Origin of the sequence: Spiroplasma endosymbiont of Dioctria linearis, assembly GCF_964030865.1 — a bacterium.
Lineage (GTDB): Bacteria > Bacillota_I > Bacilli_A > Mycoplasmatales > Mycoplasmataceae > Spiroplasma_A.
On record NZ_OZ034984.1, the window covers coordinates 1,174,196 to 1,198,910 of the forward strand.

A 24,715-nucleotide genomic window follows, 5' to 3' on the forward strand; every position below is an offset into this window, starting at 1 on the left:
TTTATCATTTTTTATTTTCCTGTGTTAATCTTTAAGTGGAAAGGAAAGTATAAATGAACAAAATTATAGTATATATAAATAATAGAATAGATAAAGAGTATGAGAATTTTTTATTAGAAAATATTAAATCAAAAAACTTTGATATTACATTTCAAAAGGAGGTCAATATATTTAATGACTTAAATAAACTAAGCGATAATTTAAGTCAAAAAAAAATAGATAGAGTAATTGTTATTGATGATTTTGGAACTTTACCTTTTATGATTATGGCTCAAAAAAAAGCAGTTATAGTAGCTCAAATATCAGATTATCATTCTGGGAAAATGACAATTCAACATAATAATTCAAACGTCTTATCATTAGGCTTTTCTATAATAGGTAAAGAGAATATGTTAAATATAATTGATGCATATCTAAGTGCTACTTTTGAAGCTGGAAGACATATGGTAAGAATTAATATGTTAGAAAATATGTTGGAGGGACAATAAAATGAGAATTGCAATAGGATGTGATCACATTGTTACAGATATTAAAGATAAAATAATTGAAATGTTAAAAGATAGTAAAATTGAGGTAATTGATTGTGGAACTAATGATTTTAAAAGAACTCATTATCCAATATATGGTCATCAAGTTGCTGTAAATGTAGTAACAAAAAATGCTGACTTTGGAATTGTAATTTGTGGAACTGGAGTTGGAATTACAAATAGTGCTCAAAAAGTTAAAGGGGCAAGAGTAGTTCTTGCTAAAGATGTTTTGACAGCTATTGATGCTAGACAAAAATATGATGCAAATGTTGTTGGTTTTGGAGGTCGAATTATTGGTATTGGTTTAATGTATGAGATTATTGAAAGTTTTATCCAAGCTAAGTATCTAGGTAAAAATGATGCTTTAATTAATCAAATTAATTCAATTGTTGAAAAAGAAAATTACGATAGTAAAATTTTTGATGAAGAAAAACGCAAGTGAGATCAGGGATTTTATAATTAACTACTACTAGTAGGGGGTAGAAATAAATGATAAGTAGTTATGCTCTAGCAATTGACCTTGGGGGCACAACAGCTAAATGTGCCCTAATTTATAATGAGAAAATTATTGACAGAATTATTATAAAAACTAAAAAGAATGAGATTTTAGAAAATATTTATATTAATATTTTACCTCTTTTGGAAAAAAATAAATTGGAGCAAAGTGATCTCATTTTTATAGGCATTACAATTTGTGGATTAATTGATTACCAAAAAGGTATTTCTATTTGAGCAGGAAATTTGCAATGAAACAATTATAAAGTAATTGATAAATTAAGAGAGCTATTTAAAATAGAAAATATATATATTTTAAATGATTCAAAATCTGCTACTTATGGAGAGTATGTAAAAGGTATTAATAAAGAAAAGAGTAGTATGCTATTATATACAATTGGAACCGGACTTGGTGGAGGAGTAATTTTAAATCATGAGTTATATTTTGGCAATAATACAAGATTGGCAAGTGAACCAGGTCATAGTGGAGGATTCCAGAATAAATATCAATGTAATTGTAATTTATTAGGATGTATTGAAGGTTTAAGTAGTGCAACAGGAATTGAAAGAGAGTTAAATAATAATTATGCGTATTTTTCAAAAAGGTTGAATACTCAAAAAGATTGAATTGAAATTAAAGATATTTATAATTTATTTCAAATTAATGATAAAAAAACAATTAATATTTTGAAGTCTAGTTTAACACCTTTAGCTAAACATATTGCAGTTTCTTTACACTTAATGGATTTTGAAATTATTGTTATTGGTGGGGGACCTTCAGCATTAGGAAAAAATTTAATAACTATTATTAAAGATATATTAAAAGACTATTTACTTCCAAGTTTTTATAAAAAGTTAGATTTAAGAATAGCAAAATTAGGAAATGATGCTGGAATTTGAGGAAGATATTATTGATCAAAAGAAAAGTTTAAAAATGATTATCCAATATAAATTATTGTATTTTTAAATTGTTATTAAATATTATGGTTTTTTATAAGAAAGGATAAAGTTTAGTGGAGGAAAAAAATAAGAACAAAGTTGATAGTAATAAAGTGCTTGTTCTAAAAGATGTTACAAAAAAATTTGGGGACATCCTAGCTTTAAAGGGTGTAAGTTTAAATGCCTATAGAGGAAAGTGTATGGGAGTTCTTGGAGAAAATGGAGCTGGAAAATCTACATTAATGAACATAATATCAGGAGTCTATAAAAAAACTAGTGGTTATATGGAATATAACTTTAAGAAATATGAACCCAGAAATATTAAAGAAGCAGAAAATAATGGAGTTATCATAATTCATCAAGAGTTAAGTACTATTAATGAAATGACAGTAATGGATAATATTTTTTTAGGATCAGAAATTAAAAGTAGATTAGGTTTTATTAAATTTAAAGAGCAAGAAAAAATTATTAATAAAATATTTGAAGAACTAAAAATATATATTAGTCCATATCAAAAAATTGCTACATTATCCATTGCTGAACAGCAATTAATTGAAATTACAAAAGCAGTTATTAGAAATGCAAATGTAATTATTATGGATGAACCAACTTCCTCATTATCAAATAGTGAGACAATGAAGCTCTTTGAAATTATCAAAAAAATGAAAAAACAAAATAAGGCAATTATTTATATATCTCATAGATTGCAAGAAATTCCAATAGTATGCGAATATATGACAATAATTCGTGATGGTAAGTTTATTAATGAATATAAAGTTGGAGAGATTAGTGAGAATGAAATCATTGCTAAAATGGTTGGAAGAAATATAAAAGAAAAATTTCCTCAAAAAATATTTGCAAAAAAAACAAAAATCTGTTAAATAAAAAATGTTCAAAGTAAATTAGTTAAAAATATTAGTTTTGATATTTTTAAAAATGAAATCTTAGGCTTTGCTGGATTAGTAGGAGCTAAAAGAGCGGAGTTATTTAAAACAATAATTGGTCAATTTAAAAGCTCAAACTTAGAAATGACTTTTGATAATAAGAGTGTCAATTTTAAAAGCCCATCAGATGCAATCAAAGCAGGATTTTATTATGTCTCAGAGGATAGAAAAGTTGATGGATTGTTCTTAAATTTTAATATTAAATTTAATATGGCAATTTCATCACTAAATAAGTATAAAAATAAATTTACAAGACATATCTCTGGATGAAAACAGAATGAAGACTCCAATTATTTTTTAAAAAAGACTTTGCTAAAAACACCAGATATTTTTAGAAATGTATCCACACTCTCGGGAGGAAATCAACAGAAGGTTTTGATAGCAAAAGCACTTAGTGCAAACCCAAAAATAATAGTTTTTGATGAACCTACAAGAGGTGTTGATATAGGAGCTAGAAAAGAGATTTTATGATTTAATTTTGGAATTTAAGAAGCAGTCAAATGGAGCTGTTATTATAATTTCAAATGATCTACCTGAAATAATCGGCCTATGTGATTCTGTAATTATTATGAAAAATGGAGTTATTACAAAACAATTAAATAATAATTTATCTCAGGAAGAGATTCTAAAATATGCAATTTAGTAAAGGAGTGAAAATGTGATTGATCCTTTTAAAAACAATTTAATAGAAAATGCAAAAGTTACTATTGAACAAAATTATAATAAGGATATAAATTTTTTAGAGAATTATAAATTAAAAATTATTAATAAAAGGTTAGACAATATATTTAATATATCTTATATTGTTAATAATAATGTAATAGCTCAGGAAGAAAAAATAAAAAAATTTTATAAAGAATATAATCAAATAATTGAAGAGCTTGAAATACAGTTACAAGATAAAATAATTGAGCAAGTTGAATTTGAGAAACTATGTAAAGAAAGTTTAGAAAAGTTCAATAGCTATTATCATAATAAAATTGAAAAAATAAATGCTAAGATAAAAAAATATAGGGAGAAAAATGAGAATTTAATTAATCTTAAAAAAAAGAATTATAAATTAAAAAATAAGGTTTTTACTGAATTAATTGATAAAAAAATATTAAAGGTAAATATTAAAAAAAATAAAAAAATAGAAAAATTAATTTTACCTAATAATAAAATTATTGTAGAACTTGAAAATAAGTTAATTAAAAAGAAGAAGAATAAACTACTAATTAGTAAGGAGTATCAAACTATTGTTGATATTAACGAGGACTTAAAAAATGGAAAAATTGGTCAGATTAAATTCAATCAACAAATGGAAATATTAAATCCTCAATTAGATAATAGAATTACTAAAATTGAAAATACTCAAACTTTTAAAATTAGAAAATTTAATAAGTCTGTAAAACTAACCAACACAAATAGTCATTGAAGAAGAGAAAAAATAAAAGAAGGTTTTATTACTTTATTAAATCAGTCAAAATTAGTACTTTTAATATTAATTATTTCTATTGTAGCAGGTTTATCAAATCCTTATTTTTTTACAGAAAGAACTTGAGTGAACTTACTAACAAACAATTTAGATTTACTATTGGTAGCTTTTGGTATGACTTTAATTATATTAACGGGAGGGATTGATCTTTCCGTTGGATCAGTTTTAGCTTTTTCAGGGGCGATTACTATTAAGCTATTAGAGGCAAACTTAACTATTTTTTTAGCCATAATTATTGGTCTACTAGCTGCTTGCTTATTTGGATTTATTGCAGGTTTCTTAATTAGTTTTGTAAAGTTACAACCTTTTATTGTAACTTTAGTATTAATGCTTTCATTACGTGGTGCAACAGCTTTATTATTAGAATCAAAAGCAACTGCATTGCCACAAGATACTTTACAGTGAATTACTCAACCAGTAATTGGCAAAATGCCCTGAAGTTTTTTCATAGGATTAATAATATTTGTAATGCTTTTTATCCTAATGAAATGATATCAATATGGAAGATATGTTTATGCAGTTGGGGGTAACGAAAAGGCTGCATATTTATCAGGTATTAAGACAAATTTTATTAAGACTAGTGTCTATGTTTTTTCAGGAGCCCTAGTTTATTGTGGAACGTTGATTTATATTAGTAAATTAAATTCAATCTCACCTACATCTGGAAATCAACTTGAACTAGATGCTATAGCATGTGTTGCTCTTGGGGGAACATCTCTATTAGGTGGTAAAGGTGGAATATCCAAAACTTTAATCGGATGATTTGTAACTTGTGTTTTAAATACAGCTATGAATATGATTGGTATTGATAGTTATTGACAAATGATTGTTAAGGGAGTGATTATTTTAATAGCAGTAGTATCAGACAAACAATTTAATATTGTATCAAAAATGGAAAGAATATATTTAAACTTTAGATTTAAATTATATGGAGGATAAAAGATATGAAAAAATTACTAGCCATATTAGGTTCAACTGCAATAGCAAGTTCAACTACTTTAGCAGTTGTAGCTTGTGGAGATTCAAAAGGAGTTATTCAATTAATTATTCCAGAAGATCCAAATGCTTTTTGACAAGATTTATTAGATACAGCTAATAAATATGTATCAACAAATGATGAGTACAAAAATAAATATAAAGTAAAATGAACATCTTCACAACAAGATTCAAGTAAAGAGTTAACTAATACAAAAAATGCTGTAGATGCAGGAGCATTAGCAATAATAATGGCACAAAATAATCCTACTCAAAGACAAGCTGCTAAATATGTAATTCAAAACAATATTCCTTTAGTAGCAGTAAATATCCCATTTGCAAATGATTTAAAAGATGGAGAAAAACCAAATTTTCAAGTATATCAAGATGCTGAAGAAGCTTCAAAAAAAATGGGAAATGAGATTTTTGACTTATTGACTAAAAATGGTGTAATAGCAAATGAAAATAATAAACTAAAAGTCTTTGAAATTTGAGGGGATCCATCAACTCCAACTGCACAAGGAAGACATAAGGGATTTGCCGATACAAGTCAATATGATTATTCATGATTTAAGGGAGATAATACTGCTCCTATTAATGGTGAAGGTGTCAACGGAATGTATTTGGAAACAACAGCAAATAAATTGGTTTCAGATAATATAACTGAAATTACAAAAAAGGCAGATATAATTTATGCTCACTCAGATTCTATGGCAAGAGGAGCATTAGCTGCTTTAAATAAAAGTGAGGAAGGTAAAAAATGATTAACTCCAGAATATGATGAAAAAACTGGAGAAATTAAAAAACTAGGAGGGGTAATTGTTGGATATGATTATGATTCAATTTCAGTTAATCAAATCTCAAATTGAAAAGAAAAACCAACAGAAAATATCTTTGCTACAATTCATATGTCATCTTCAGAATTAGCTAAAAAATCTATGACAAAAGCTATTCAAGAGATTGAAAACAATAATTCCAATAAGGAAAAAAATAGTATGGAAAAAATTGATGTCAATGTAATATTCCCAGACTACTTTAAAAAGGCTTAGTTATTTAAAGTAATAAACTTAATAAAATCCTCTATTATTAGAATTGAATTTTAATATTCTCTATACAGAGGATTTTTTTAATAAATTTGAATATAAAATATTTATATAATAATCCTATAAATCAATAGCATGAGAGAATTAAGAATGAATTTAAGATAGAAACTAAATACTATATATTATTAGAGTCTAAAAATAATATCAAGTATCAAATAACAAAATATATTGTAGAGTCAATAAATATTAACAAATATCCAACTATTATTAAAGTTAGTAATCAGAAAAGATTTATATGCAATAAATCTACCAAAATTAAAACCATTTTTAGCAAAATGTGGTTCTTCTGGTTTTATTAGGTTTTGAGAATCTATTGGATGGAGCCCTTTTCTTAGGATTAATAACTATTTTAATTGCATGTATATTTACATGCTTAATATACTCTGAAAGACAAAATGAATATAAGATATTTAAAAACCTTACAAGTAAGTTAAAAAAATTAATGATTTAAAATTAAATTTTTAAACTGTTGAGGACTTTTCAAAAGATAATAAAATTATAGAATTAGAAATTATAAAATTACAAGCACCAAAAAATAAACTTGATAGAAATAGAGTAAAAAAATTATTTAATAATAAGTTTTTAAATATGAAATATATTGAAATAGAAGTCATGTTAAAAGAGAAAATATTAAATTATAATAAAAAACTTGATGTATTAATAAATATTATTTACTAAACTTAGAAAATAATAATGAAGATATTGGCATAAAAAAAGACTCTATTAAAAAAAATATAATAAATGGAATTTCAAGTTTAAAAAACAATTACATAAGTTATTTTTAATTAATTAAACTTAAAAAATTGAAATTACTATATAGGTTACTACAAGTTAAATGCTTGTAGTTTTTTATATCAAACGAAAAACTTCTTTTTGTATCTTTCTTGAGTTCCATTACCAAAGTCATCTCTATCAACATAAATAAAACCGTATCTCTTTGTTATTTCAGCTGTTCCAGAACTTATTAAATCAATAGGAGCTCAAGAACAAAATCTATTACTTCTGCACCATCATTATTAGATTCTTTCATCTCTAAAATATGACTTTTTAAATACTCCATTCTATAATCGTCTTTAACTGTTTGATTTATAAATTTATCTTGATATCTAAATCCATTCTCTGCTATAAGTATTTTTTATTATATCTATCCCAATAATTTATAATTGATGAATATATGCCAACGGGTCAACACTTCATCCTCATTCATTGGCTTTTGATTTAGGATTAGTCATGTAAGACTCTGATTTAAAGTTGTGATTTTATGATTAACTACTTTTGAAAAATAGTAAGAATTGGTTAAATAATCCATTGGATTATTTTTTATTAAATTCAGTTCTTCTGTAGTTCAATTAATTTTAATATTATTTTCAATAAAGTAGTTTATAGCATTTTTTTGATACTCTCCTCTAAATTGAACATCTGTAATTTAATACTCTTGTCTATTTTTTAAATAAAGAGTTTAATATTGTTCGGATCACAATTTAAGGGGTGTTATGACCATCGACTACCATTGTTTCTATTTGCATATTTGAATTTATAACTCTGGCCATTTCTTTAACCTTTGCACATATCACTATTTGGTTATGTAATGCATTAAATCTTTTCTGATCACTTACTTCTCCATTCTTGTCATCTGCTATTCCAAATGAGCCAAATAAAACAACGTGGAATAAATTAATCTGATTTATAACTATTCAATATTTAATTTTATCTTTAAAAGTTTCTAATAGAACTTTAGCAAATCTTTCAAAATATCTAATTACCTTTTTTGAAAAAAAGCTTTATTCTGTAATAGTTAAGTGAATTGGTAAATCATAATGATATATTGAAGATATGGGTTCCATTCCATTTTTTATTATTTCATCCACTAAGTCAATATAAAAACTTAGTCCTTTTGCATTAACGACTTTTTTATTGCCCTTTGGAAAAAGCTTTGACCAACTAAATGAGAATCTAAAGCTTTTAAAACCAATTACTTTTAAAAGTTTTAAGTCATCTTTATAAGTATTAAAAAAGTTAATTCCATATCTCTTTGGATAATATAAATTATTATTTTTTATCTTTTCTTCAATTTCTTTAAGTGTATTTGAGTTTTTCTTAAAAGATTCTCCAATGCTAATCCTATTTGGATTTTTTTATAATAAAAAATTAAACTTGCTTTTAACTTTTTATGTTGTTAAAATTAAAAAAATAGGAGAGATTAAAAATGTTAAAGATAAGAAAGCTTAGTAAAACTTTAATAAAAAATACCTTTGTATTATCTTTACTTTTATATTTTTATTTGTCTACAATCTCTGAATTTGAAGTTTTTTTAAGTAATAAAGCAAATATAATTTTTAATAGTTTTAACGTTTTTTTAAATACAATATTTATGTTTATTTTACTTCTTGTTCTAACAATTGAATTTAGTAAATTTATGTATTATATTGAGATAAATATAGGTAATACTAAAAATCTAAAATGAGTAATTAAAAGAGATAATTTAGTATCCTTATCTAAATTAGCTGTTTTAACTTTTCCCTTTGCAGTTATTTATTTAGTTAAATTTTTTACAAAACAAACAAGTGTATTAGAGTTTGAAATTATAATTTTATTTTATGCATCAGCTGCAGTTCTTTTAATCATTACTTTAATTACTATGTATATTGCTTATAGTTTTATTGTAAAAAGAAAATGAATTAATACTTATGAAAAAGAGTATAACTTTTTAATTGAATCAATTTATTTTAATTCAATGTTCCTTGATATTTTAAATTTTGATCAAGATAATTACTTTACTGAATTAAAAAAAGAAATTGATATATTTTTAGCAACTAAAAATGAAGAAAATAATATCTTATTTAATCATCACTTAGCAGTATTTCTAAATGATACAAAAAAGGCAACAACTCCACCTCTAATTTAATATATTTATTTGAAAAGCTATTTATTAGCAAACTATTTAAATAGTAATTTTTATTATACTCAATTTATATTTTTATGATATAAGAGTAATTTTTTAAATACCAAAATATATTAAATAAGGAGAAAAAATATATGAAAAAATTATTGACAATATTAGCTGCAACAAGTTTGTTTGCAACTTCATCAATATCAGTTGTAGCATGTGGGGGAAATGTTGGTAAAGGTGGCGAAGACGATACTCTTCCAAATGCAAATTTTGAATTAGATAAAAAAAATATTGATATTTATAGTAATGAAGTTGGTTATATAAATATAACTAACTGAAGTATTTTAAATAGTAAATCAAAACCAAGTGTATTTACTTATAGTGAAGATGGTATAGTTCAGGTTACAAAAAGTTTAAAAGGGGATCAGCTTGTAATTACACCATTATCACAAAAAGTTGGTTCGGTAAAAATAACAGTAGCTTCTGAAGTTCATTCAGTTGAAATAACAGTAGAGGTCAAAAAAATAGAGCAAGAATCAAAATTTAAGTTAGAAAAAAACTCTTTGAGTATGAAAACATCCTCATCAAGTTACATTAAAATTACCAATTGAGATGCTCTAGAAGAAAGTGCGAAACCAGATAAATTTGAATTTGAAAATGAAGGATTGGCAAGTGCCTCTTTAGATAGTGCAAATAAAAGAATTAAAATAGAAACAAAATCACAAGTGGCTAATAATTTAAAATTAATAGTCACTTCAAAAGATAATAGTCATTTTGAGGAAGTTCTAATTACTATTGAAGCTTCAAAATTTAATTTAGCTCAAGAAGGTTTAATTTTAAATATAGCTGCAGGAAATATGCATAATGGTTTAATTGATTCAAGTATTGCTGTAGGAAAAGAAGGTTTCACAATAACTGATGAAGCCATTATTAATGGATTTAATACTATGAACAACTCAAATATAGACCAAGAAGAGTTAGAAATTGATAGAGAAGGAGAAGGTACTACAGAGGGTAATAATGGAATTGGAACTTCTGTAATTATAAGAGCAAAAGCAAATAGTGAAGTTGTAGAAGGCGAAACACTTTTATTACTTAATCAAAATATTGATCCAAATGAGTATTTTGCAAATAAAAATTTGGGAGAAATTAGATTATTTGCAGGAGCTTATAATAGACTACCTGAAGTATTAGAGTCAAAAGATGTTATAAGTTTAGGAGCAATTATTTTCGAACAAGTTGGTGCAAAAAACACTCAACTAGAATATGTAAAAGCGAACTTTATACAAAATCTTGGAGAAGCTGGTAAAGCAATTATGCAAAATGCCAAAACTACAGCAACTACTTTCCAAATTACAAATATGCCAACTCTTGGAGGAATATTTAAAGAGGGTATAAATGTAGAATTTACATATAAATTTGTATTAGAAGATAGAATAACATTATTTGAATCTTTACCAGAAAATAAAAAAGTACTTGTGGATGCAGATAAATTGAATGATAAATCTAAATCAGCTCAAAGAGGAGCTAAGGAGCAAATTTATAATCAGTTAAGTGAAAAATTTAAAAATGAGATTAGTTTAAATCACTTTATTGAATTTACAAATATAATTTTTGATACCTATGAAGTTATATCTCCTGGAATAATTTCAACTAGTATTCCAGTAGACTTTAAATTTGATGTATTACCTGGTTCAGATAAATTATATGCTCATGATGGTGCTGCATGAAATGGTTATATTAATGCCAGCGGATTGGCAGGTACTGCAACTGGTGGGGGTAATTTAGAAAAATATGAAGACAATAAAAAGTTTGATGAAAAATATACAGCAGGAATGGGTGGATTTACTATTGGTGGATCTACTAGTGGGAATTTTTATCAAGGGCATAATATTATGGAGTTAAATCAGAAATTAACTACTCCAATTGAATATCAAACAGTTAAGGAAAAAGAAACTAATAGTTTAAACTTTAGTTTGAAAAATATGAAATCTGAATATAAAGTTACAGTCCAATCAAGTGATTCAAGTGTAGCGTCTGTAAACTTAATAGAGAATGGAAATTATCAATATGTTATTGAACTTACAGGGAAGAAAAAAACTGGTGGTTTTTTAGGATCAAAAGAACCTACTATTAGTATTAAAGTTAATGGATTTACAACACATACATTTAAAGTAAAAGTAAACTAAGAAAATGAGAAATCAAAAACCATTTTTTAAAAATTCTTTTAAAAACTTATTAAGAAATAAAATTCAATTAATTACAATTATTGTTCTAGTCTTTTTAACATCTTTTGTATTTACTTTATCTTATTCTTCTACTAGTAGAGTTGAAAGATCTTATGAGAATTTTATTTCTGAAAAAAATAGTAACATCCATGACTTAGTAATTGATTTATCAAATGCTTCATATATTAATGATTTTGAAAAAGATTTGTTTAGTAAAAATATTTCAAATTCTGAGGTTAGAGATAATTTATTAATAACATATTTACAAAATAAATTAGGAGACTCAAATTTGGATTTTGAATTTGATAGAGTTGAGTCGAGAATTACAACTTTATCTTCAAATAAGACATTAAAAGTTTTTGCCCTGAATCCAGAACAAAAAGTTGATAAGCTTGTAGTTAGTAAAGGAATGAGTATTGATACTTGAAAAAAATATACTCAAGCAACTAATATAAATACAAAGAGATGAGTATATATTAATGAACAATTTGCAACTGCAAATAATATAAAAATAAATGACATAATTAGATTACAAGATGATAACTATGGAACAAGCATTTTAGTAAAAGATAGTGAAAAAAGAGAAGTTGATTTCAATCTTTATGAAAAAATAGATATTAACTCTTGAATTCATAACACTGAATATGCTAATGAAAATTGATTTCAGGTTGTTGGTTTTGGTTCAAGTGCTGATTTCTCAACTCCAATAATTAATGAAGCAAAGCCTTTACCAAACACAAAACAAGAAGGTCTTGTATATATTGATCCATCACATTTAGGTCTTAAAAATATTTATTATCAGAGTGTATACTCTGAAAACGAATTTAATCTTTCAAATTATGAAAGTCAAAAAATTTGATATACAGATAGCGAAATAAAAAATGAAGAGATAATATCAGCTTCTTCAAATTTAGATAAAGAAGTTAGTTTTGTTTTAAAATTTAAAAATAATAAAGATATTAAAAACTCAACTATTTTAATTAATGAGTATCTAACTAACTTAGATAAAGCAAAAGAGATTGAATTATATGCTGGATATGAAAATACTATAAATAGAGACATACCAATAGCAATTTCAAGGGGAGATATTAAATACAAATTTAGTAATAGAACACAAATGCTACTTTTAACAATTAAGTCCTATAAGACTTTTAGTTATATTATTATGTTAGTAACTTTATCTATTGGAATTGTTATGCTAGTAATAATGTTAAATAATCAAATAAAAAAATCGTTTGGTCAATCTGGAGTTTTATTATCTTTAGGATATAAAAAATCCTCTTTAATTTGAGCAAATGGACTTTACCCCTTAGTTATTTCTATTACTGGAGGATTACTAGGTTATATTCTTGGAATGAGTATGCAAGAATTAGTAATTGGTTTAACAAATAACTTCTTCTCAATAAAAATGGAAGTATTTAGTCTTTCTTGAGAATCAATAGTTATTACTGTATTTGGAATGTTTATATTCTTGGAAATAGTTACTCTAATTACTTATTTCTATATGTTTGATAAATATACACCTTTGCAAATGATAAATTTTGAAAGTAGAAGCTCTACAAATAAATTTAAACTAGCTATTAAAAAAACTTTAACAAAGGGTAGAAAATTTGATGGTAGATTTAAAGGAGCAATCTTATCGGGTTCAATTTTAAAATTACTTTCAGTATTTTCTGTAATGTTAGTTTCTTCAAGTTTAATTACAATAGGAGCTATCATGCCAAATGTTTTACATGAGAATAAGGATAAAACATATTTAATTAATGGTTTTGATAATCAGATTGAATATCAAAATCCTATCTATAATTCTCCAACAAGTTTTTATAAGACATATAATCCTTATAGCACAATGAAAGAAGATTTAAATGAGTCTAAAAATGTTTTTGATATGTTTTTACAAAATAATGTATCAGAAAAAATATATAACCCATCAATTGATGTTGGATCATTAAATGATATGACATATAAATCAATTGATATTGATTATTTGAAAAATGATAACTTAACAATTGAGTTAGAAGATATGCCACAAGATGTAAAAAATAATTTTTATAAAACAGTTATATTTAATCTTTGATCAGATTTAAAAAATTTCAACTTAGATAAATATTGAAGTAAGCAAGCTATAATAGAAATTTTAGCAAGTGATTCAAAGTCAAAAGACAATATAGAAGATTTAGAAAAAATAAGACAATTTTATTTAAAATATAAAAACGCGATGGGTTTAGATAATAAAAGAAAGGGTTATATTATTTCTAATGGAACAAGGTTGGATAATAGAGGAGGACCTGCAGAAGTAGGCAAACCTATGATTAGTGAAGCTGATTATTACGCTGCTTTTGGAAGAAGTTTTACTTTTACTCAAGTTGATGTTACTTCAATAGGGCAAATAAAAAATGATGAACCTTTTGAAAAATCTCTTTATGATTATATTGATAAAGAGAACTGAACTGAAAAAAGATTAGCAACTATTGTTCCAATTTATAATTGAATAATAGCTTACTTTTTTAATAATTTACAGCAAGCATTTTTGCAAGGAATTTATAATGATTCCCCAGCTTTAATTAAAAAAACTATTGAAGAAGAATATAAAAAAGAAGATGGAAATTTTAATGTTACTTTTGGATTAATTCCTTATGATGACAAAAAAGAAGATTTAGGAATATATTTAAATGGTTATTTAAAAAATCAAAGTCTTAAATTGTATGGAATTAAAGAAGATAATAAAACTCAAATTTTACAAGATAGTAACAAAAAAGATTTAAAACAAGAGTTATTTAAGACTAATGATTCAATCTTAATTAATCAATCGCTTGCCAAAAGATTGAAACTAAAAGTTGGTGATAAAGTAAACATAAGTCATATAATGACAGCTTTAAGTTATGAACAAAATTTATTAGATATAGAGAGTTGAGATTCATCTTCTATGAGTGCTACTTCAAAAGAAGATGATTATACTTCGTCTAAAAATTTATATACTACTTCAATGTTAACTGATGATGGAAGAGGATGAAAGAACTCTTTAATTAGTTCTGAAATTGATAAACGAGTATATAAATCAAATATTGATTTTAGTAGTCCTAGTTTAGTAGGAGCAAATGCTATGTCAAAAAATATTGCTAGTGGAAAAGTATCAACCAAAAATTTTGAAAAAGATTTTGAATATACAATATCAGGAGTTGTTGATCAATATGGTAATAATAAAGCATGAATTAATAATGAGAGTGCAAAAGTAATTTCAAATTATAATAAGACAGAAGAATTGCTTTTTAGATTGTTTATAAAGGAATGAAGTAATCCTAAAAATCCAGATGCACAAATAAGTAAATTAGTAAATTGAATTAAAGAAAATGAAAAGCAAAGCGATAATTTAATGCTACTTCAAGACTTTAAAAAATTTACATCTCAACCAGAAAATAAAATGTATGCAAAACTATTTGAGTCCCAATATCCTTTGTTTAATTATAAAAGCTCTTTTGATAGTAGTTTTACTGATATTTCAAAAGGGGTTTCAACACAACAAAAGTATGGTGATTATTCAATGATTGGTTTAAATGGAGGTAGTGACAATATTACTTCTTATACTGGCCATTCAACTAGTTCTATTGAAAATGCTTTAAAAGTAGATGAAGCTTTAAAAGTTATAAATAGAATTAATAGTACAGTTGATATGATAATTTATTTTGTTGTATTTATCACAATTTTTCTAAGTGCAATTATTATCTTGTTAACAATAAATCTAGTAATTTCAGAGAATGCCAAAATAATAGCAGTAATGAAAATATTAGGATATAAAGAGTGATACATTAGTAAATTGTTTATAGGTATCTACATACCAGTTGCAATTATTAGTTCCTTTATCGGTTTTGGAGTTGCTTGGGCAATAATTTTATTAGTAGTTAAGGCTCTTTCAGTTAGTTTAGTTTTACCATTAAGTTTTCATTTTTGATATATTATTCCAGGAGTTTTAGGAACTTGACTATTATATTCTATAAGTAATGCTTTAAGTTGAACTTCACTTAAAAAAGTTAGTATGTTGTTAGCTGTTCAAGGAGGATAAAAAAATGAGTAATAAATTTAAAAAAATTCTAGTAGGACTATCTTCAATTGTTTTTGTTCCATCTCTAACTGCCAATGTAGTCTCATGTACAAATGATAAATACGATGATATTTTTAGACCTGATCCAATTATGCCAATAACTAAAAATGGTTTTGAAAAAGTAAACTTGGATAGTATAAATATTGAAAAAATATATTATACAGATGAACTACTAAAAGCTCTTCTTGAAAGTTTAAAACTGGGAGGATATAAGGAGGAAAACTTAAATGTACAAGTCTTTAAAAATAATAGTGAAATAAGTTTAGATGAGGATTTGTATAGAAATGCTTCATATAAATTTATTATTACTAACAAAGAAAACAATAATGATAATATTACAGCAGTAATTAAAATATCAAACTCAGTTCATTTACAAGATGTTTTTAAAGTATCAACTATTGGTAATATTTATGATAATCGACCAAGAACAATTATGATGGCCTTAATGTTTAATAATATGGATATGATCAATCAATTATCAAAAGTTGGTGATGAGTTAACTGATGTAAATAAATTTGAATATAAAAAAGATAATAAGGGAGCTATAATCAGAATTAATGATGAAGTTCCTAAACAAAGACCAGAGAGTTATTATGGATCTTTGGACTTAAATTACCAAGTAACTCCATTTGTAGAAGAAGAAATTGGAGGGCAACCATTTCCAATGACTATTTCAGAAATGGTAAAAATATCAAATAATAAATTACCAACAACTAGTTTTGGTAAATTAGAAGGAAAAGATAAATATACAGTACTAATGCATTTTATTATTGAAAATTTATCAAATCCAACTTATTGAGCATTATTTGTCAATGACCTTGACTTAGATAATTTTGAAGCGCAACCTATTGAAAATAGTTCAAATCAGTATATGATTAGATTTTACTCAAAAGATTATCAAAAGATATCATTGCCAGAAACTCCAGAAGAACAAAATGGAGATTATGATAAAAAGGCTCACTACTTAAATGATAAACAGGGAATTGAACTAACTTTTAGTTACTTTGATTAAGCTATTTTTATATATTATTTTAATTAAAAGAATGATGGAAATAAACCATTTGATAGGGATATTGAATGGTTTTTTATACTTTATTCCATTTTTTATTTGTGAGTTTTAATAATTAATGTATAATATATTTGCTTACTCACTAGCCCCGGAAGGTAAGGAGAACAAGCACATGAAACAAACTACACTTATTAAAACAGCAGATATTGCTAAAAAATGATATGTAGTTGACGCAACTGGAGCAACTTTAGGTAGATTATCTACTCAAATTGCTATGGTTCTAAGAGGAAAAAATAAACCTACATTTACACCCCATATTAACAATGGTGATCATGTAATTGTAATTAATGCTGAAAAAATAGTTTTATCAGGTAAAAAAGAAAATGATAAAAACTATTACCATCACTCAATGCACCCAGGGGGATTAAAATCTAGAAACGTTGCAACACAACGTAAATTATTCCCTGAAAGAATTATTGAGCGCGCAGTAAGATTAATGTTACCTAAAAATGTTCAAGGTGGAAATCAATACCGTGCATTACACGTTTATGCAGGTAATGAACATCCACACCAGGCACAAAATCCAGAAATTTTAGTAGTTCAATCAAAAAAAGGAGATAGTAAATAATGGCAGCAAAAAAAGAAGTTGTTATGTATAGAGGAACTGGAAGAAGAAAATCTTCTGTTGCTCAAGTTATACTAACTCCCGGTCAAGGTGAGATTATAGTTAATGGAAAACCAGCTTTAGAGTTTTTCCCATATCCAACATTAGTTCAAGATATGGAACAACCTTTAGATGCTACAGGTACAAAATCAGATTTTTCAATCAAAATTACTGTTAAAGGTGGAGGATTTACTGGTCAAGCTGGTGCAGCTCGTTTAGGGATTGCAAGAGCTTTATTAGAGGCAAGCAAAGATTACAAACCAGAGTTAAGAGGAAATGGTTTATTAACACGTGATGCTCGTGTGAAAGAACGTAAAAAATACGGACTTTATGGAGCACGTAGAGCACCACAATTCTCAAAACGTTAATTTACAATATCATATGTACATATGAAAATACTCATTTATGAGTATTTTTTTTTACTTCTATAAAATCTCTTTTCATTTTTGTATTAGTCAGTCTTTTATAAAAATATAAGTGTAGTTTGTATTAATATATAAGTGTAGGAGCGATAAAAATATGATAAAAAATAAAAAAATAGTATTAGTAGGTTGTGGAGCTGTTGGAACAAGTTTTATTTACTCAGCTGTAAACCAAGGAATTGCACAAGAATATGTATTAATAGATGTTTTTAAAGATGCAGCAGAAGGAAATGAAATGGATATTGCAGATGCGCAGGCGGTTTTACCTATATCATTTAATTCAATAAAAGCAGGAAATTATTCAGATTGTAAAGATGCAGACATTATTGTGATTACTGCTGGTAGACCACAAAAACCTGGTGAAACTAGATTAGAGATGGTTGCAGATAATGCAAAAATTATGAAAGAAATTGCTGAAGAAATTAAGAAGTCTGGATTTAATGGAATTACATTAATAGCTTCAAACCCAGTTGATGTTTTAACATATGTATATAAAACAGTTACTGGATATGATAGTTCAAAAGTTATTTCATCAGGAACAACTTTAGATTCAGCAAGATTGAGAAGACTATTAGCAACTAAATTTGATGTAATGCCAAATAGTGTTGAAGCTTATTTATTAGGAGAACATGGGGATTCAAGTGTTGCTGTTTGAAGTAAAGCTACTGTAATGGGAAAAACAGTTCAAGAGTATATAGATGAAGGTAGCATCACTCAAAAGGATCTTTCAGAGATAAAAGATGAAGCTACACATTTAGCCTATAAAATTATTGAGAAAAAAAGAGCTACATATTATGGGGTAGGAGTTTGCTTGGCTATAATTGTAAAAGCAATTCTTAAAAATGAAAAGAAAATGCTTTTAGTAGGAGTTCATTTAAATGGCGAATATGAAAATGAGGATATCTATACAAGTGTTCCTTGTATCATTGGAAGAAATGGAATTGAAAAAATTATTAAATGAAAACTTACAAATAATGAACAAGACCTATTTAATAAATCTTGTGAGCAATTAAAGGAAGTATTTAATACAGCAAAGCAAGCAATAGCATAGATAAAACCCTTTAAAATAATTTAAAGGGTTTTATTTTTTTGTATCATATAATATAAAAAGAAGGATGTGCATTAATGAAAGAAATAGAATTATTGTCTCAAGATGGTAAAAAAATTTATACTTATATTTGAGATAAAGTTAAAGAAGTAAAAGGAGTGTTGCAAGTTGTCCATGGAAGTTGTGAACACTCAAAAAGATATGATGAATTTGCAAACTTTTTAAATAAAAATAATTGAGTTGTAATTTCAAATGATCATAGAGGTCATGGTAAAACAGCAGATTTAAAAAATCAAGAACTAGGTTATTTCTCAGATCATAACGGTTGGAAAATTCTAGTTGATGATTTATACTTAGTGAATAGTTTTATTAAAAAAAATTACTCAGACAAAAAAATAGTTATGTTAGGTCACTCAATGGGAAGTTTTTTAGCAAGAAATTATGCAATTGATTACGGATTATCAATTGATGGATTAATTCTTAGTGGAACTGCTTGGGAAAGTAAGTTATCTTTAAAGTTTGGCATTAAAGTTGCAAAGTCAAGACAGAAAAAATATGGTCCAAAAAATATTGATAAATTTATATGAAATTTAAGTTACAAAAAATTTAATAAAAAATTTAATAAAGGTGGAAATACGGGCAATGAGTGATTATCTATTGACTCAGCCAATGTTAAAAGTTTTAATGAAGATCCATTATGTGGTCAAATATTTACAACATCTGCTTTTAAAGATCTTTTCATGGGCCTTTTATATATTCAAAATAAAAAGAATATTTTAAAAATTAGAAAAGATCTACCAATAATTTTAGTCTCAGGTTCTGATGATCCAGTAGGAAATTATGGAAAAAAAGTTATTAAAACCTATAAAAAATTTAAAAAAGCAAAATTAAATGTAGAAATGAAAATCTATGAAAACTTAAGACATGAGATACTTTTTGATATTGATAAGGAATTAATTTTTAAAGATACTTTAAACTTTTTAAGTAAAATTTAAAAATTGATATAAATATTTATATCAATTTTTATTTATTAAATTTTATAAGTCCCTTAAAAATTAATGATTCATCAAAAGTATGACCATCTTTTATGATATCCTCTTTGAATTCTATTGAGTTACCACCAGTAAAAATCGCAAAATCTAATTTTAGTTTTTTAATAACTGAAGTTAGCATTAAATAGTGAGCATTAAAAGCACCAACATTTATAGCATCTATTGTATTTGTTCCATAAAGCTTATTTGACTTTTTATAGTTATTATTTTGTAAAAGAACTGCACTAGTGATTAAACAATTTAATGAGTTTTTTAGTCCTGGACAAATTATTGTTCCCTTAAATTCTTTATTTTCAATTATAGCAATAGTTGAAGTTGTACCCATAGAGATTATCGCTCCATTTTTAATTTCATAATTATCCATAGCTCCATAAAAATTTGATATAAAATCTGCTCCAAGTTTATTAATGTTGTCTACTTTAAATAATTCACTTTCGATATCATAGTCATCTCTTAAATTTGATATTGCTACTCCAATATTATTAGCAAAAGCTCTCATAATATCATTTCATTCAGGTACAACAGATACGTAACTAATTTTATCAATTTCTATATTATTGTCTAAGAAATATTTACTTAAAACTTTACTTCTTCTTCATTTAGCATCTTTTGTTTCTGGTCTAATTATTTTTTTCAATTCATCTGTTTCTTTATTTCACAAACGGAAATCTGCAGTGGTATTTCCAATATCAACTAGTAGTATTTTCATTTATATACTCCTTTCCTTTATTTTATTACATAAAATAAAATAAAGACATTTTTTTCACTAAAATAAATATAAAATTATAAATGTATTAAGGAAGGGTTAATATGAGAAGAGCTATTTATCCAGGAAGTTTTGATCCTTTTCATGAAGGTCACTTAAATATTTTAGTGAAAGCTACAAAACTATTTGATGAGGTTATAGTTGTTATTACAAAAAATATTTCAAAGAATGAAAATCCTGATCTGAAGTATAGAATTGAAAAAATTAAATCTATGATTAAAGGATTAAAAAATGTAAAAATTGAAATAAATGAAAATGAATTAACTGCTTACTTTGCAAAACAAAGAGAAATAAAATATATTGTAAGAGGAATTAGAGATTCTCAAACTTTAAATTATGAAATAGAGCTTTATGATGGAAATAAAAGTATTTATGATGAATTAGAAACTGTATTATTTTTATCAGATAATAAAAATAGAAAAGTTTCATCAACATTATTAAAAGAAATAGAAAAGTATAAAAGTGAGGAATTTATATGTGATCAATTAAAGAAATAGAGAATAAAATTAGAGCAATCAAGAAAAAACAAAGAATTGTTTTTCCTGAAGGAACACAAGAAAAAATACAACAAACAGCTAACTTTTTAGTAGAAAATGATTTAGCAATACCTGTATTGTTATTTAATACAAAAAAAGAGGTACCTAGTAATTTAAACGAAAAAATAGAAACTGTTATTATGGACCAATATGATAAAGATAAAATGATTAAATTATTTTTGGAAATAAGAAAAGATAAAGCTGATGAACAAACAGCAAAGAAACTTATGGATCAGAGAACTTACTTTGGTGTAATGATGATGAAATTAGATTTAGCTGATGCAATGATTTGTGGTTTGGAATATACAACAGCAGATACTTTAAGACCTGCTTTGCAAATTATTAAAACAAGTAAAAAATACTCAATAGCTTCATCTGTTTTCTTAATGTCAAAAGAAGAAGAGATTTATTTATTTACTGACTGTGCTTTAAATGTTGACCCAAATGCAAATCAATTAGCAGATATTGCTTCAATGTCAGCTGATTTTGCTCAACAATTAAATGAAAAAAATGTTCAAGTAGTAATGTTGAGTTACTCAACAAATGGTTCTGGTATGGGAGCAAGTGTAGATAAAGTAAAAGAAGCTGTAAATCTATTAAATTCAAAAGAGTCAAAAGGGATAACTTTTGATGGAGAAATGCAATTTGATTCTGCTTTTGATAAAAGTGTAAGGATAAAAAAATACCCAAAAACAAAAATTACAAAAGAACACCCAGATGTTTATGTATTTCCAGATTTAAATTCTGGAAATATTGGATATAAAATCGCTCAAAGATTTGGTAATTTTCAAGCTGCGGGACCATTTATTTTAGGTTTAAATAAACCTGTAAATGATCTTTCAAGAGGTGCAACTTTAGAAGATATTAAACAAACATCAATAGTAACAATATATACATCAATGTTTAATGGAGGAGATAAATAATGATTTTAGTAGTAAATGCTGGAAGTAGTTCAATTAAATTTAAATTATTTAATATATCAGATAAAAAAAATCCTATTTCAACTGTTGAGGGATTAGCAGAGAGAATTTCAGTAGATGGTAAATTGACAATTGAAATTAATGATAAAAAACATGTATTTGAAACTGAAATGAAAGATCATTTAGACGCAGTCAAACTAATTTTAACTAAGTTTACAGAACTAAAAGTAATTGATAAACCCGATGATATTAAAGGAATTGGTTTTAGAGTAGTTCATGGTGGAGATAAAATTGTTAAAACAGTAGAATTAACAAAGGAAATTAAAAAAACAATTGAAGATAATATAAGGCTGGCTCCATTACATAATCCAGGAGCATTAACATCAATTAATGCTTTTCAAGAAAGTTTGCCAAAAGCTAAGCTTGTAGGTTGTTTTGATACATCATATCATCAAACAATGCCAGAAATTAACTATATGTATACAACACCATATAAATGGTATACAGATTATAAAGTTAGAAAGTATGGTTTTCATGGAATTAGTTACGAATATATTGCATATAAAGCTCAAGAAATATTTAACAAAAAGCAAGAAAAATTAAACCTAATTGTTTGTCATTTGGGAAATGGTGGAAGTATTTGTGCTATTAAAAATGGTAAATCTTATAATACAACTATGGGATTAACTCCATTGGCAGGATTAATGATGGGAACAAGAAGTGGAGATATTGATCCTTCAATTATTCAATATATCTCAAAAGAAACTGGCAAAAATATCTATGAAATTACAGAAATTTTAAATAAACAATCTGGTTTACAAGGAGTTAGTGAAGTAAGTAGTGACATGAGAGATGTAATTTCAGCTTCTGAAAAAGGTAATAAAAAAGCTTCCTTAGCAGTTGAACTTTATACTCAAATAGTTGCTGATTTTATAGTTAAATTTGCAAACCAAATAAATGATAATATTGATGGAATTATATTTACTGCAGGAATTGGCGAAAATGCAGGAATAATTAGAGAAAAAATATCTCAAAAATGTAGATTATTAGATTTACATATTGAATCTAAATTAAATAATGAAAAATATTCTGACTATTTATTAATTTCTTCTAATAAATCAAAAATTCCAGTTTTAAAAGTTAAAACCAATGAAGAGTTAATGATTTGTAATCAAACTCTAAAATTTTTATAAAAATATCTAATAAAAATAGTATATCAATTTGGTTTTTTTATTGTATTTAGATATAATTTTTACAATGAGAAGTAAGGTGATATATTATGAAATTTAATAAAGATTTTGAGTTCTCTTTAAAAGTAATGATTTTAATGGTTTTACTTTCTTTTTTGGCATTTGATTTTGTTTTACAAATTTATGCACCTAAAAAAAATCTTGAAGGTATTCCTACATTAGAGAGATTAAATATATATTATTCATTTTTTACAACTCAATCAAATTATGCTGTAGTTTTTTATTTAGCAATGGCTATTTTTATGAAAAAAATATATAATACAAAACCACCATTCTCAGTAGAATTGGCAATGACAGTATATATAAGTTTAACTATGATTGTATTCTGATTTGGATTAGTAGCATCTGTTGATGAAATGGGTGCTTATTATCCTTCAAGTTGGGTTTCAACAAGTGTCTTGCATGTTTTTATTCCAAGTATTATGATTGGTTATTTTATTTTTTCTTGTGGAGATCAATATTATTCTCCTAGAAGATATTCAAAATTTTCTTTACCAATGAATTGTTTTTACCCAGCAGGATATTTAATATTTGCAATGATAAGAGGAGAATTAAGATATAAGTTTTATTCTCCTGAGTTCTATTCAAGAATTTATACTCCCCCAAGTGATATTCTAAATCCAACTTCTCCTGGTTATAATTATTTTTGAAATAATATCTGAAGTCCAGAAAATGGGGTCATTGATAAATCAAGACATTTTACTGATCAAATGTGATATCCATACTGATTTTTAAATATTCATCAGTATGAATTATCTTATACAGTTGATGGGCAAAAATATATTGCTAAGGAAAGTTTTGGTCCAGAGTGATTAGTTATATGTACTTTTTTATTTGCTTGTTTATGCATAACTTTAATAGTTGTAGGATTGCAATTTGTTTATCTAAAATGAAATAATGGTAAGTTTTATAGATGACATGATATTGAGGGTAAACTAATTACAAGAGAAGAACATGCATATCGTATACAAAAAAGAAAATTACAAAAAATTAGATTAAAAAACCAAAATAAGATGGATATAATTCACAAAAAAACAGAATATAAAGTTTTTCTAAAGGGAATTAAATCGCTAGAAAAAAATGAAAGAAAAGTTAAAAAAAGTGAGTATATTAAGTCTAGAATTTTAGAGCATAAATTAGAAATTGCTTCCATTAAAAATGAAAAAATATCTCAAAAAAATAATAAAATTAAAATTAAGGAATGGATATTATCACTTAATTATAATGATAGATCTTATGTAAAGGAAAATTTGAGAGAAGCTGAACGATACAAAAAACTTGTTAAAAATGGAGTTTTGATATTTAAAACTAAATATGTTAACTAATAAAGGTAGGAATTTGCCTTTATTTTTTATATAATAATAGATGGTA

General features: G+C 25.5%; 22 protein-coding genes and 1 pseudogene. 20 read left to right on the forward strand and 3 right to left on the reverse strand.

Annotated elements, in window-relative coordinates:
* The first annotated feature begins 53 nt into the window (after positions 1 to 53).
* From AAHM84_RS05180 to AAHM84_RS05215, 8 genes are all read left to right on the forward strand, one after another.
* Positions 54 to 488, forward strand: coding sequence for an RpiB/LacA/LacB family sugar-phosphate isomerase (locus AAHM84_RS05180; RefSeq protein ID WP_342258826.1), 435 nt, complete (start codon positions 54 to 56; stop codon positions 486 to 488).
* A gap of 1 nt (position 489) precedes the next feature.
* On the forward strand, positions 490 to 990 hold the full coding sequence (locus tag AAHM84_RS05185) for an RpiB/LacA/LacB family sugar-phosphate isomerase (protein ID WP_342258827.1): 501 nt from the start codon (positions 490 to 492) through the stop codon (positions 988 to 990).
* Between the two features lie 26 nt (positions 991 to 1,016).
* Positions 1,017 to 1,973 (forward strand): ROK family protein, encoded by a 957-nt coding sequence (locus AAHM84_RS05190; RefSeq protein ID WP_342258828.1) that lies wholly within the window; start codon positions 1,017 to 1,019, stop codon positions 1,971 to 1,973.
* 62 nt (positions 1,974 to 2,035) lie between these two features.
* Positions 2,036 to 2,842, forward strand: a complete 807-nt coding sequence (locus AAHM84_RS05195; RefSeq protein WP_342258829.1) for an ATP-binding cassette domain-containing protein — start codon at positions 2,036 to 2,038, stop codon at positions 2,840 to 2,842.
* A 33-nt stretch (positions 2,843 to 2,875) separates the two neighbouring features.
* Complete coding sequence (locus tag AAHM84_RS05200) at positions 2,876 to 3,394, forward strand: ATP-binding cassette domain-containing protein (protein ID WP_342259367.1); 519 nt, start codon at positions 2,876 to 2,878, stop codon at positions 3,392 to 3,394.
* The gene (locus tag AAHM84_RS05205; RefSeq protein WP_342258830.1) at positions 3,384 to 3,548 is read left to right on the forward strand and encodes a hypothetical protein; all 165 of its coding nucleotides are present in this window, start codon (positions 3,384 to 3,386) and stop codon (positions 3,546 to 3,548) included. Before AAHM84_RS05200 ends, AAHM84_RS05205 begins: the two co-directional genes overlap by 11 nt.
* 15 nt (positions 3,549 to 3,563) lie before the next feature.
* Positions 3,564 to 5,321 (forward strand): ABC transporter permease, encoded by a 1,758-nt coding sequence (locus AAHM84_RS05210; protein ID WP_342258831.1) that lies wholly within the window; start codon positions 3,564 to 3,566, stop codon positions 5,319 to 5,321.
* Between the two features lie 5 nt (positions 5,322 to 5,326).
* The gene (locus tag AAHM84_RS05215; protein ID WP_342258832.1) at positions 5,327 to 6,406 is read left to right on the forward strand and encodes a sugar ABC transporter substrate-binding protein; all 1,080 of its coding nucleotides are present in this window, start codon (positions 5,327 to 5,329) and stop codon (positions 6,404 to 6,406) included.
* A 1,018-nt stretch (positions 6,407 to 7,424) separates the two neighbouring features.
* On the opposite strand, the gene AAHM84_RS05485 is transcribed toward AAHM84_RS05215, so the two are convergent.
* Entirely contained in the window at positions 7,425 to 7,592 is a 168-nt protein-coding gene (locus tag AAHM84_RS05485; protein WP_425289581.1) for a family 1 glycosylhydrolase, read from the reverse strand.
* A 349-nt stretch (positions 7,593 to 7,941) separates the two neighbouring features.
* Positions 7,942 to 8,580: pseudogene (locus AAHM84_RS05490) on the reverse strand (family 1 glycosylhydrolase).
* Between the two features lie 86 nt (positions 8,581 to 8,666).
* On the opposite strand from AAHM84_RS05490, the gene AAHM84_RS05220 reads away from it, so the two are divergent.
* The 8 genes from AAHM84_RS05220 (at position 8,667) to AAHM84_RS05255 (ending at position 19,815) form a co-directional block, all read left to right on the forward strand.
* Positions 8,667 to 9,365: a hypothetical protein gene (locus AAHM84_RS05220; RefSeq protein ID WP_342258833.1), complete on the forward strand. Its 699-nt coding sequence runs from the start codon at positions 8,667 to 8,669 to the stop codon at positions 9,363 to 9,365.
* Positions 9,366 to 9,496: 131 nt separating this feature from the next.
* On the forward strand, positions 9,497 to 11,539 hold the full coding sequence (locus tag AAHM84_RS05225; protein WP_342258834.1) for a lipoprotein: 2,043 nt from the start codon (positions 9,497 to 9,499) through the stop codon (positions 11,537 to 11,539).
* Positions 11,540 to 11,543: 4 nt separating this feature from the next.
* Positions 11,544 to 15,638 carry an ABC transporter permease gene (locus AAHM84_RS05230; protein ID WP_342258835.1) on the forward strand — a complete coding sequence of 1,365 codons (4,095 nt, stop codon included), beginning with the start codon at positions 11,544 to 11,546 and terminating at the stop codon, positions 15,636 to 15,638.
* 4 nt (positions 15,639 to 15,642) lie between these two features.
* Positions 15,643 to 16,689, forward strand: coding sequence for a hypothetical protein (locus tag AAHM84_RS05235; protein ID WP_342258836.1), 1,047 nt, complete (start codon positions 15,643 to 15,645; stop codon positions 16,687 to 16,689).
* A 169-nt stretch (positions 16,690 to 16,858) separates the two neighbouring features.
* Positions 16,859 to 17,314, forward strand: coding sequence for a 50S ribosomal protein L13 (gene rplM, locus AAHM84_RS05240; RefSeq protein ID WP_053946547.1), 456 nt, complete (start codon positions 16,859 to 16,861; stop codon positions 17,312 to 17,314).
* The gene (gene rpsI / locus AAHM84_RS05245) at positions 17,314 to 17,718 is read left to right on the forward strand and encodes a 30S ribosomal protein S9 (RefSeq protein WP_422397903.1); all 405 of its coding nucleotides are present in this window, start codon (positions 17,314 to 17,316) and stop codon (positions 17,716 to 17,718) included. Before rplM ends, rpsI begins: the two co-directional genes overlap by 1 nt.
* A gap of 151 nt (positions 17,719 to 17,869) precedes the next feature.
* Complete coding sequence (locus AAHM84_RS05250) at positions 17,870 to 18,823, forward strand: L-lactate dehydrogenase (protein WP_342258837.1); 954 nt, start codon at positions 17,870 to 17,872, stop codon at positions 18,821 to 18,823.
* A gap of 74 nt (positions 18,824 to 18,897) precedes the next feature.
* A complete protein-coding gene (locus AAHM84_RS05255; RefSeq protein WP_342258838.1) occupies positions 18,898 to 19,815 on the forward strand; it encodes an alpha/beta fold hydrolase in 918 nt (305 codons plus the stop codon).
* A gap of 28 nt (positions 19,816 to 19,843) precedes the next feature.
* On the opposite strand, the gene AAHM84_RS05260 is transcribed toward AAHM84_RS05255, so the two are convergent.
* Complete coding sequence (locus AAHM84_RS05260) at positions 19,844 to 20,581, reverse strand: type III pantothenate kinase (RefSeq protein WP_342258839.1); 738 nt, start codon at positions 20,579 to 20,581, stop codon at positions 19,844 to 19,846.
* Positions 20,582 to 20,682: 101 nt separating this feature from the next.
* Between AAHM84_RS05260 and coaD the strand changes: the two genes are divergently transcribed.
* From coaD to AAHM84_RS05280, 4 genes are all read left to right on the forward strand, one after another.
* A complete protein-coding gene (gene coaD, locus AAHM84_RS05265) occupies positions 20,683 to 21,135 on the forward strand; it encodes a pantetheine-phosphate adenylyltransferase (RefSeq protein WP_342258840.1) in 453 nt (150 codons plus the stop codon).
* Positions 21,114 to 22,097 carry a phosphate acetyltransferase gene (gene pta, locus AAHM84_RS05270; protein WP_342258841.1) on the forward strand — a complete coding sequence of 328 codons (984 nt, stop codon included), beginning with the start codon at positions 21,114 to 21,116 and terminating at the stop codon, positions 22,095 to 22,097. Before coaD ends, pta begins: the two co-directional genes overlap by 22 nt.
* Positions 22,097 to 23,287: an acetate kinase gene (locus AAHM84_RS05275; protein ID WP_342258842.1), complete on the forward strand. Its 1,191-nt coding sequence runs from the start codon at positions 22,097 to 22,099 to the stop codon at positions 23,285 to 23,287. Before pta ends, AAHM84_RS05275 begins: the two co-directional genes overlap by 1 nt.
* A gap of 86 nt (positions 23,288 to 23,373) precedes the next feature.
* Complete coding sequence (locus AAHM84_RS05280) at positions 23,374 to 24,669, forward strand: hypothetical protein (RefSeq protein WP_342258843.1); 1,296 nt, start codon at positions 23,374 to 23,376, stop codon at positions 24,667 to 24,669.
* Positions 24,670 to 24,715: the final 46 nt, after the last annotated feature.